Raw genomic sequence first — 11,113 nt, 5'->3', positions numbered from 1 at the left:
TGTAGAAAGAGGGGTGTCATGCGGGACGATGCCACGGTGACAGCGGGTGACATCGCCCGATTGGCGGGTGTTGGCCGTGCGGCCGTCAGCAATTGGCGCCGCAGGTTCCAGGACTTCCCTGAACCTATTGGCGGGACGTCGTCGAACCCGCTCTTCTCGCTCAACGAGGTTGAATTCTGGCTCCGCAGCCAGGGCAAGCTCGATGAGCTTCCCTTTGATGAGCGGGTTTGGCAGCAGATTCGTAACTCCACTGATGACCTCCAACTGCTGTCTGTCGTGAGTTCCGTGGCCTGCTCACTCGTTGGAGGGGACGCCGACCCGCCTGCAGAACTGGCCGATGCCGCGAGCCGGCTTGCGGCAGAGCTCGGGACGCGGGAAACGGTCGAATTTCTCTACCGCCGCTATGTCGAAACCAACTCCCGGCGGGTTCAGGTGCCCTCAGCAGAAGTGGCTGCCACGATGGCAGCGCTGCTGGAATCGTCGGACACGGTGTTCGACCCGCATTGCGGCTTCGGTGGGCTTCTCATGGCTGCCGTCGACGCGGCCCGGCGCCAGGCCGGGCGCGTGTTCGGACAGGAACGGGACGCGGCCATGGCGAGACTGGCCGCCGCCCGCCTCGCGGCCCAAGGCGTCGAGGCGGAGATCCGGACTGGAGACTCCCTAACCGCGGATGCCTTCCCGGACATGGAAGCGGACGCCGCCGTCTGCATCCCTCCCTACAGCGAACGTGGCTGGGGCTACGAAGAGCTCACCAATGACCCACGCTGGCAGTACGGTCTTCCGCCACGCGGGGAGTCTGAGCTGGCCTGGGTACAGCACTGTCTGGCCCGGGTCAGGCCCGGAGGCCAGGTGGTCGTCCTGATGCCGCCCGCCGCGGCCGCACGCCGCTCCGGCAGGCGAATTCGCTCGCAGCTTCTCCGCACCGGAACCCTGCAAGGAGTGATCGGGCTTCCCGCGGGCTCCGCGCCACAGTCGACGCAGCCGCCTCAGTTGTGGCTGCTGCGTCGCCCCGGCGACCACGACGCCGTCCCCTCCCAGGTTCTGATGGCCGATTGCCAGCTAGAGGACGTGCTTCCCGTGTGGCGGTCCTTTCTCAAGGAAGCCAAGGGGGCCATATCGATCATCGACCTACTCGACGATGAGGTCGATCTCACGCCATCCCGGTACTTGCCTAAAGCGGTAATACCGCCGACCGGCAACGTGGACGAGTCACGGGCAGAGTTGGCCGCTCTCTCCCGCAAGCTAGCCGACACAGTACCGAACGTGCTCCAGGAGCCCCGAGCCCTTACCATGACCACACTCGGCGAACTCATCCGCGCGGGGGCGGTCCAACTCGAGCAGACGCCGATGCGCATGGAGACCGAGTCCGGCGACTTGCCGTTGCTGACCGCGAAGGACGTCACGTTGGGCCGCGGCCCAACAGGCAAAGGCACAGTCGAGGTCGGCACGATCACCGCTCGGCCCGGTGACGTGGTCATCCCCGCGATCACTCGCGTGGTTCATGCTCGGGTGCTCACTGAGGAGCTCACCCTCGGTCCGCACCTGTTCATGATCCGAGTTGATCCGGAGCTCTTCGATCCGCACTTCCTCGCCGGCTTTCTCAGGTTGTCCGCCGAACGTACCGCGAGCACACATTCCGGCACCTTGCGGATAGACGTCCGGCGGGCACAGATACCTCGACTGCCGCTCAATGAGCAGCGCCGATACGGTATGGCCTTCCAACAGCTGGAGGTATACGAGCGGGCGATCGACGAGACCGCCAGAATCGGCAAGCAACTGGCCGCACAGATCCTGGAAGGGCTCACTGTAGGCTCGCTCCAGCCGGTCACTGACTGACGACGAGTATGAGCTGGGCGGTGGTTGGCCGAGCGCGGGGATCGGTGTTGAAACACGCCGCAATTGGCCCCTGGAGCGTCCGTGGCAGCGCCGTGATGTCAGGACGACGAGTGCAGATCTGGTGGGCGACGGCGGCGAACGTCGGTCCGTCGAAGGCCAGTCGCCCGGTCGCTGCGAAATACATCGTGGACGCCCAGCTGAACACGTCCGAAGGCGGGCCGACATCCTGGCCGGAGACCTGCTCGGGGGACATGTAGGCAGGCGTGCCCTTGATCCCTCCGGAGGTGATGGTGACCCGATCGAGCATACGCGCGATCCCGAAATCGATCACCCGCGGACCGTCGGGCGCCAGCAGGACGTTGCCGGGCTTGAAGTCCCGATGCACGATACCGGTGCTGTGAATGCCCCGTAACGCCGCAGCCGTGCCGATAGCGAGCCGGATCACCGCATGCGCGTCCAGGGGCCGACCACGGGCGACGAAGTCCTGCAGGGTAGGGCCGGGGACGTACTCACTGACGATGTACGCGCGGTCGTCCGCGAACCCGAAGTCCAGGATGGGCGCGGTTGCGAACGGAGGAACCCGCTGAGCGGCGGCAATCTCCCGGCGTAACGCCTCACGCTCGGCGGGAGCGAAACCGAGCGAGGCATGGAGTACCTTGACCGCGACCTGCCTGCCGGCAGGACTCAAGCCGAGATGAACGGTTGCCTGACCTCCTCTGCCGAGCCGCCTGACGAGCCGGTACGGGCCGATGACATCGTGGGGGTGGCCCGACGGGGGCGTAAGCTCTGGACGCCTGCTGAATACGGCCTGCCGCAGCATGAAGGCGTGGAAGGTGCCTCCCCACCACGGCCCCAAAGACCAGGTCCACAACACCAGCTGGAACTGCCAGGCCGTGTCCGGCATCGTGGCCATCGGGTCGCCCGCGATGATGAAGACCGCCAGGCACACGAGATAGATCGCCGCGGCGACGCCCTGCCTCCAACTCCCCAAGCGCACCGCCGCCGCGCCGATGGCCAGGGAGGTGGCGAGGCCGAGCGAAAGGAGCGGTATGACCGCCCAGAGATAGCTGAGCGGAACCGCCAGTCCGGCGGGTCCTGCCAGGATCTGTTGGGTTGGTTTGTCGGAAATCGGCAAGGCCTCGGCCGATGGCGGGCTTGCCCAGGGATCCCATGACGTCTGGGACTCTCGACCAGAATGCGTGCCATGCGTCGTCGTCGAGGGTAGGGGTTTCGCCGGGAAGACCCTGGTACGGAGCAGGAATCCTTGTAGCGTTCCACCGAACCACGGACCGACGCACCACGCTGCCCAGGTGAGTTCGTTGCGCCAGTCACCGGCGGGCCAGTCACGCAGCCCTTCCGTCGCAATGAGTCCCAGGGCCAGGATCAGGTAACCGGCGGCAGTAACGGCGACCAGCCGGCTCCTGATCCGGAAGGCGGCGAAACCGATGCTCAACGGCGTGAGGACCCCGATCGACAACAACGGTACGATCGCCCACGCGAAGCTCAGCGTATCGATCAGCGCAGGCCTGACATGAGTGGGTTCAAGAGGAAGGCGATCGTGATCGTTCTGCCGGGCCATATCGCGAATCTTAGGTAAAGCCGAGGTATGCGTGGCACCTGTGAACGCCGCCTAGATCCGGTAATTTCTTCTAGGGAGCAGAGCTCGAAGGAGAGGCGGCCGGATGACCAGACAAACGATCGGCGGCCGGTACGAACTGGACCCCTTGTCGCGTCGCGGAGGCGGCATGGGCGAGGTCTGGTTCGGTTTCGACAAGCGTTTGGACAGGCCGATCGCGATTAAGTTCATTCGAGTGGATCGCCTGCCTGACGGGAAACCGGATAATGAGCTCGCCCAGCGATTTGTCAGGGAATCCCGCATTACCGCCCGGTTGGAGCACCCTGGCGTCCCCGCCGTGTACGACTGCGGCACCCACCAGGACAACCTGTACCTGGTCATGCAGCAGATCCCCGGCGTCTCCGTCGAAACGCTGATCGACGAGACGGAGATCCCTATCCCCTGGGCCGCGGCCATTGCCGCCCAGGTGTGCTCGGTGCTCGCGGCTGCCCATGTCAACTCGCTGATTCACCGGGACCTCAAGCCCAGCAACCTCATGCTGACGCCTGAAGGCGCCGTCAAGGTGCTCGACTTCGGTGTCGCCGCGGCCATCTCACCCACCGCCACGCGGTTGACGCGGACCGGGATGACCGTGGGTACACCGGAATACATGGCGCCCGAACAGGCGATGGCCGGCACCACCGGTCCGCAGGCCGACCTCTACTCTCTCGGTGTCGTGCTGGATGAGATGATCTCCGGCAAGAATCAGTTCGGTGGTCCCACCCCGCTTGCATCCCTGCGCAACCACATCGACCGGGTGCCGCAGCCGCTGCGGCACCGAAGGCGAGATGCGCCTGAGAAGCTGGAGAAACTGGTCCTTTGGATGCTGGAGAAGTCGCCGGACCACCGGCCCGCATCCGCTGCGGACGTCTACGAGCGGCTGCTCGAATTCTGTGACGATCTGCCGCCTCTTCTTGGCTACGTGGATGTCGCCTCACCGCAACCAGTCCAGATGTATGCGGGAGTGGTGGGCCGAGTCGGCGCGCCTGTAGAAAGGGACGCCGGCGGGACGGCTCCCATGCTGGCACCCTCAGCACGTCCTCGCCCTGTCGACGTCTCCTTCCGGCCGAGCGACATCTCGTACGCGAGAAAGGACGCCGAAGCGCTTAAGGCGGAATCTCGTTTCACGCAAGCGGCGGAGGTGCTCGGCAGAGTCGTGCAGCCTGCCGCGGAGACGCTCGGCGCGATGGATCCCGAAGTGCTCACGCTCCGGATCGAACTGGCGGATGTGCTCTTCCTCGGAGGGGACTACCGGCGTGCCGCCCCGGAGTTCGCCCAGCTCGCCGTCGACATCGCGCAGCAAGAGGGACCCGCCAACGACTTGGCCCTGCGCTTCCGCATGATGGAGGCCAACGCCCTGGCCATGCTCGGCGACACGAATCTTGCCCTGCACAAGCTCAGGGAACTGCTCGGGGATGAGTGGCGTTTCGGAGTGGACGAGGATCGCATCCTGGAACTCCGGCGCCAAATCGGCCTGCTCGAGCTGGGCGCGGGTGATGCGGCCCGAGCGAGGGGGACCTTTGCCCCCCTCCTAAAGGATCTAGTGCGGCGGTACGGTACCAACCATCCCAACGCACGAGCGGTCCGCGAGATCCTCGAAGGACTGGACCCCTAACCTGACCGAGCCGCTACGGGCGTGACCGGTCGTCAACTACCTGGGAGATGAGCGCTGGAGATGGCGAGGCTCGGCATATACCGGGACTTCCTGCGGGACTATGCGCGCTTGGAGCGTTCCGTTCAGGACCGGGTGGACGAGGTGTTCCAGGAGTTCGAGCGGGCCACGCACGCCGGGCTGCACCTGGAACGCATACAGGGAGCCGCGGATCCGCGTTTCCGCACCATCCGAATCAACCAGTACTGGCGTGGAGTGGTACTGGTCCCGGAATCGGGCGACCTCTACCTGCTGCTGAAGGTGCTAGGGCATGACGCGGCCTACCGCTGGGCCGAGCGCCGTCATGCCTCCGTGAACGCCGCGACCGGTCGAATCGAAATCTGGGACATCTCCGCCGTCGAGGAGACGCAGACCCAACTCGACGCGATGGCGAGTACGACTCCTCGTCGGCTCTTCGACCACCTCGGTGACGCCGTCCTGACAAGATTCGGCGTGGAGGGCAAAGTTCTCGCCTTCGCCCGCGCGCTGACCGACGTCATCCAGCTCGAAGCAGCGCAGGGATTCCTGCCGGAGACGCAGTATGACGTATTAGTCGGGTTGGCAGCGGGCCTGACACCGGAGGCGGTCTGGGAGGAGATCAGCGGCAGCGTCTCGGCAGAGCGGTACGACACCGAGGACCTCGTCGCTGCGATCGAACGCACGCCGGAACGGGTCGTACTCGTACACGGCCCGGACGAGCTGATGGAGGTCTTCCGACACCCGTTCGCCACCTGGAAGATCTATCTACATCCCTCACAGGAACGGGTGGTCCAGGCCGCCTATAACGGAAGCGCTCGCGTGACCGGCGGTCCCGGCACGGGCAAGACCGTCGTCGCCCTGCACCGCGCCCACCACCTCGCCTCGCTCGGCGCTGGCCCGATCCTGGTGACGACCTTCACCTCCACCCTGTCCGCCTCCCTGGAAGCCGGTCTGCGACTGCTGGCCGACTCCGAGAAGGTCCGTGACGCCATCGAAGTACGGCACGTGGACCACCTCTCTTATCGGATCTTCTCCGAGGAACACGGTCGTCCCGCCATTCTGGCGGATCGCGAGGAGAAGGAAATCTGGCGGCGTATCGCCCGCAGGCTCGATGTGCCGTTCAGCGTGGCGTTCCTTGCCGAGGAATGGCGGCACGTCGTTCTCGCCCAGCAGGTGAGCAGCGCCGCCGACTACCTGGTCGCGAAGCGGGCGGGACGCGGGAGGCGTCTGGGTGCCAGGCAGAAGGCGCAGGTGTGGCAGGCGCTCTGGGAATTCCAGGAGGAGCTCAAGCGGCGCCGGGTGTGGACGTACGAGACCGTCTGCGAGGAGGCAACCCGCCTGCTGAGCGCACGGGCGGCGAAGCCGTACCGGCATGTCATCGTGGACGAGGCGCAGGACCTGCATCCGGTGCAGTGGCGCCTGCTCCGTGCGTCGGTCGCCGAAGGACCCGACGACATCTTCATCGCGGGGGACAGCCACCAGCGCATATACGACAACCGAGTTTCGCTGCGGGACGTCGGTATCAATGTGACCGGACGGTCCACCCGCCTGAACGTCAACTACCGCACGACTGCCGAGATCCTCGCCTGGAGCCTCGCCATGATCCGCGGGGAGACGGTGGACGACATGAACGGCGGACTCGACACCGTCGAGGGGTACCGATCCTTGGTGCACGGTATGCCACCGGAACTGCGCGGCTTCGGCTCACAGCGCAACGAACTGGATGCCCTGGCCGCCAAGGTCGCCGAATGGCTGGAGGCGGGCGTGGAGCCGGACGCGATCGGCATCGCGGCGCGCTCGGGCATCTTGGCAGACTCCGCCGTCGCCGTGCTCGAGCGCTCTGGCATCCCCGCCAAGTCCCTTGCCAAAGCCCGCGAGGAAGACGGCGTCGTCCGAGCCGGAACCATGCATCGCATGAAAGGGCTCGAGTTCCGCTGCGTGGCCGTCATCGGGGCCAACGAACACCAGTTGCCGCCCGCCAGTGCGATCACGCCGGCCGCCGAAGACGAGCTGACGCACGCTCATGACGTGCAGAGTGAGCGCTGCCTGCTGTTCGTCGCCTGCACCAGGGCGAGAGAACGCCTTTACGTGTCGTGGCACGGCGCGCCGAGCCCTTTTCTCATCTCACAGGACGGATGATGGCCACTCTCTCAGTACTGCTCCACCAGATCGACAACAGCACGGTGCTCCTGCCGGAGTTCCAGCGCGGCTACGTATGGAATCGCGATCAGGTACGCGGCTTGATGCGCTCCCTGTACAAGGGATATCCGGTGGGCGGACTGCTCATCTGGGAGACAGAGCCGGGCCTGGCCTCTGTTCGCGGCGCAGCGCCGGACGGCGGCGTGCGACGGTTACTGCTCGACGGTCAGCAACGCATCACCTCGCTGTACGGCGTCATGCGCGGGCGTGCCCCGGCCTTCTTCGAAGGCGACGTCTCCGCGTTCACCGGCCTGCGGTTCAACGTCGAGGAGGAGGCGTTCGAGTTCTACGGTCCGGCCAAGATGAAGGACGACGTGCGATGGGTGGACGTCACCCGCCTGTTCACGGAGGGCCTGGAGCCGTTCATCAAGGACTTCGCGCAGTTGCCGGACAAGTTCGCGATCTACCTCGAACGTCTTAACCGCCTGAAGAACATCGAACAGCGTGAGTTCCACGAGGAGAAGATCACCGGCCCGGACAAGGACGTGGATGTCGTGGTGGACATCTTCAACCGGGTCAACTCCGGTGGCACGGCGCTGTCCAAGGGCGACCTCGCGCTGGCCAAGATCTGCGCGCAGTGGGCACCCGCCCGTCAGGTCATGCGCGATCACCTCAACAGCTGGTCCGAGGCGGGCTTCACGTTCTCGCTCGACTGGCTGTTGCGGAACACCACCGCCGTGGCGACGGGACGCGCGGTGTTCACCGCGCTCAACGAGGTGTCGGCGGAGGAGTTCGAGACAGCGTTGGACAAGGCGGTCGGTTATGTGGGCAGGGTTCTGGACGCCGTCTCCGGGCGGCTGGGGCTGGACCACGATCGAGTGCTCATGGGACGCTATGCGATCCCCGTGATCTCCCGCTTGCTTCATCTGACTTCGGGAGGCAGTTTCACCGACAGTTCCCACCGCGATCGAGTGCTCTACTGGTACATCCACTCTGCGCTCTGGGGCCGTTTCGCCGGTTCCACGGAAACGGCGCTCGCGCAGGATTACGAGGTGGCCGAGCGGGCCGGCATCGACGGTTTGATCAGCGCCCTGGAGCGCTGGCGCGGTGGCAACCTGGAGATCCAGCCGCACGACTTCGAGGGATCCACACAGGGCTCGCGTTTCTATCCACTGCTCTATATGCTGACCCGGGTCAAGGGGGCGCGCGATCTCGGCAGTGGGCTCGAGCTGAAGGCCGAGATGCTGGGCAAGCTCACTTCGCTGCAGGTACACCACATCTTCCCGAAGGCACTGCTCTACCGGGCGGGCTACGACCGCACCCAAGTGAACGCCATCGCGAACTTCTGCTTTCTCACCCAGGACACCAATCTCAAGATCAACAAAAGGTCCCCGGAGGACTACTTCGCTGAGGCGCAAGCGAAACATCCCGGTGTTCTTGCTTCACAATGGATTCCGGAGGACCCCGACCTCTGGCGGCCTGAGCGCTATCTGGACTTCCTGGCAGCGCGTCGAGAGCTTCTGGCCGAGGCAGCGCAGTCTCTGCTGACGGAACTCAGAGACGGTGCTCTAGGAGCCGGTCAGCTGGGGCCCGTCGGCGTCAGCGAGACGCAGGACGACGTCCGCGTGGCTCAGATCAAGGGCATGGTCGAAGCGATGCGTCAACTCGGCTACGTAGAGCCGGCTCTCGACAGCGAGATAGCGGATCCCGTCGACGGACGTGTCCTGGCTGTAGCGGAGGCGTTCTGGCCTGAGGGACTCCAAACCGGTCAGGGCAAGCCGGTTGTGCTGGAGCTGGACTCAGACTCTTCAGACGTGGCCCGTCTGGAAGAACTCGGCTTCATGGTCTTTACTTCAGTGGACGCGCTACTCGGCTATGCCGAGAGGCTCAACCGGACGCGGGCAGGGGAGAACGATGTCGATCAGCCCGCTGAGGACGCGCCAGCGGAGTTCGATCAGGCCATGCGCTCCATCTACGACAAGGCCAGGAACGAGGCCAACTATCACGCAAGCTACTTCCTGAGCATGCTGGCGGAGCACGGCAGCCTTGCAACGGCTCGAAAGCTTCTCAACACGCCGGCGGTCTCCGACGGCTTCGCGGCCCTTTGGGAGCGCGGCAGGCTGGATCTCACTGTCGAGGCGCTGGTCGTACAACCTCAGTTCGCGAGTCTATTCAGCCCTGCCGAGATCGAGATCGCGAGCCGCCGCCTGGGCCAGTTCGGGTATTCGTGATATCAAGGCGCGTCGGCGATGGGTAGGCCGTGATATCAGATCGCATGGGGTGGGCTGTCGGTTGAAGAAAGGAGCGCCGCCAGGCGAAGGACCGCGAGGATCTGCGCCGACCGGCCACCACGCGCGGCGACGGTTTCGCGAGCAAGGTCGACCGGCAGTTCAAGCACTATTTCGCGCTGTACACCCCGCGCGATGCCGACAGCGCTCGCTGGCTCTCGGAGACGGCGGGCGTCCGCCGGGCCTTGCGCGACGAAGTCGTCACCATCTACCGGGAGAGCACGGTCAACGCCAAGCGAGTCGCCTGGCTCACCAGATACCTGGTCGCCGACGTCGCGCGGCGCTGGCAGGCGGGCAAGCTGTGGGACTACCGCAAGGGGCTGCGCGTCCCCTTGCTCGTGAAAGCGATGTGCGTGCTCGCCGCGATCGCGACGGCCGCGGCAGGCGCCTTCCTGATCTGGAGCGGCGCGCACGTCAGGCCGTTACTCGTGTCGCTGGCCGCGGTCGCCGCCCTGGCCTCCGTCTGGTCCGCGACTCGCCTATGGCTGCGCATCGCCGCGGAGTACAGGCGCTACTTCGCCGACAAGGCGGAAAAGGAGGGACTCCTGGCTGGCCGCCAGGCGGCTTTCGACCGGTGGAAACGCAAACTCGCCGACAGACCGGACGATCTCGAGATGGCCCGCTGGCTGGAGTGCGACCGCAAGGCGCTGATGGAGCAGGCGATGAGCCTCTACAGGTTGAAGCGGCAGGATGTCCTCGCCCACGCCTTCATCGAGGCGCCCGCCACGCCCTTCTACGACAGGGCACGCATCGAGAACGGGCCATGGCGCTATTCGAAATACAAGATCCTGCTTTTCCTGCTCACCATGGACGGCGTGCGGCAGTTGACCGTACACCTCGACTTCCAGAAGGCCACCTTCCGCAGCCGGGCACGCACCAACTACCGCTACGACGCGTTCACCTCCGTCCAGGTGGCTGAGACCGACAACGGAGAGAACGTCTTCGAGCTGACGCTGACCAACGGCGATCCGATCAAGGTCAAGGTGACCGATCCGCCCACGGATGTCACCGAGACTGAGGACAAGGATCCGCAAGGCGCGTCCCAGGTGACCCTCGGCACGGCGGGGCTCGACAATGCCCTGCACGTGCTGGAGGGGGTCGCCGCGGAGGGCAAGGAGTGGATCGCCCTCGAACACCAACGCGAGAAAGTCCCTCTCGCGGAGGTGAGCAAGGCCGTGAACGCCATCTTCGCCTGACGAACCATGACCGATCGGTGAACCACTTCCGATGATCGCTCGTTCACCAGACACAAGCTGGGTGAGCAGAGGGTGGCCAGGTGGCCGATCTGCGAGGCGTCATCGGGGCGTTGATCCGCCAGCCTGCGTTCTGGCGGGCAGATCCGCCGCTACCGATCGTGCCGGTGACCGGGGAGTACACGGGCGAGACAGCCGCATGGAATTGCGGCTGTTGCAGTCGGCTTAGCCCCGATGGCTTGGTGAAGCCGAACGCCTCCGGCGGAAGGGCCAGACGTCAGACGAGCGGATGGGTCGCTCGCCCCCATGGCTCACCTAGCGCATCGGACTCGTGTAGGTGTGGGGGAGTGCGAAGCCCTTTGTCGCGTTTGGGCTGTCTGGTGAGGATGCGGAACCGTGGACTCGCCCGTAA

6 protein-coding genes are annotated in these 11,113 nt (G+C 65.3%); 5 read left to right on the top strand and 1 reads right to left on the bottom strand.

The features are described from left to right. Nucleotides 1–18: 18 nt before the first annotated feature. Nucleotides 19–1,836, top strand: coding sequence for an N-6 DNA methylase (locus tag HD596_RS02370; protein WP_185067660.1), 1,818 nt, complete (start codon nucleotides 19–21; stop codon nucleotides 1,834–1,836). Here HD596_RS02370 and HD596_RS02365 read toward each other — a convergent pair. Then, nucleotides 1,826–3,415: a serine/threonine-protein kinase gene (locus tag HD596_RS02365; protein ID WP_185067659.1), complete on the bottom strand. Its 1,590-nt coding sequence runs from the start codon at nucleotides 3,413–3,415 to the stop codon at nucleotides 1,826–1,828. The genes HD596_RS02370 and HD596_RS02365 overlap by 11 nt on opposite strands. Nucleotides 3,416–3,518: 103 nt before the next feature. On the opposite strand from HD596_RS02365, the gene HD596_RS02360 reads away from it, so the two are divergent. From HD596_RS02360 to HD596_RS02345, 4 genes are all read left to right on the top strand, one after another. Then, nucleotides 3,519–5,066 (top strand): serine/threonine-protein kinase, encoded by a 1,548-nt coding sequence (locus tag HD596_RS02360; protein ID WP_246554074.1) that lies wholly within the window; start codon nucleotides 3,519–3,521, stop codon nucleotides 5,064–5,066. Nucleotides 5,067–5,126: 60 nt separating this feature from the next. Next, entirely contained in the window at nucleotides 5,127–7,220 is a 2,094-nt protein-coding gene (locus HD596_RS02355) for a UvrD-helicase domain-containing protein (RefSeq protein ID WP_185067658.1), read from the top strand. After that, a complete protein-coding gene (locus HD596_RS02350) occupies nucleotides 7,220–9,451 on the top strand; it encodes a GmrSD restriction endonuclease domain-containing protein (RefSeq protein WP_185078241.1) in 2,232 nt (743 codons plus the stop codon). The genes HD596_RS02355 and HD596_RS02350 overlap by 1 nt, the downstream gene beginning before the upstream one ends. A 242-nt stretch (nucleotides 9,452–9,693) precedes the next feature. Further along, entirely contained in the window at nucleotides 9,694–10,704 is a 1,011-nt protein-coding gene (locus HD596_RS02345; protein ID WP_185067657.1) for a hypothetical protein, read from the top strand. The last annotated feature ends 409 nt before the right edge of the window (nucleotides 10,705–11,113 follow it).

This window comes from Nonomuraea jabiensis (assembly GCF_014204795.1).
Lineage (GTDB): Bacteria > Actinomycetota > Actinomycetes > Streptosporangiales > Streptosporangiaceae > Nonomuraea > Nonomuraea jabiensis.
The sequence above is the reverse complement of the archived record's forward strand: the minus strand, read 5'-3'. Positions and strand labels throughout refer to the sequence as shown.

Excerpts from the sequence above, each read along its gene's own strand:
- HD596_RS02370 (WP_185067660.1), top strand. The coding sequence starts at position 19 with ATGCGGGACGATGCCACGGTGACAGCGGGTGACATCGCCCGATTGGCG.
- HD596_RS02365 (WP_185067659.1), bottom strand. The coding sequence starts at position 3,415 with ATGGCCCGGCAGAACGATCACGATCGCCTTCCTCTTGAACCCACTCAT.
- HD596_RS02360 (WP_246554074.1), top strand. The coding sequence starts at position 3,519 with ATGACCAGACAAACGATCGGCGGCCGGTACGAACTGGACCCCTTGTCG.
- HD596_RS02355 (WP_185067658.1), top strand. The coding sequence starts at position 5,127 with ATGGCGAGGCTCGGCATATACCGGGACTTCCTGCGGGACTATGCGCGC.
- HD596_RS02350 (WP_185078241.1), top strand. The coding sequence starts at position 7,220 with ATGGCCACTCTCTCAGTACTGCTCCACCAGATCGACAACAGCACGGTG.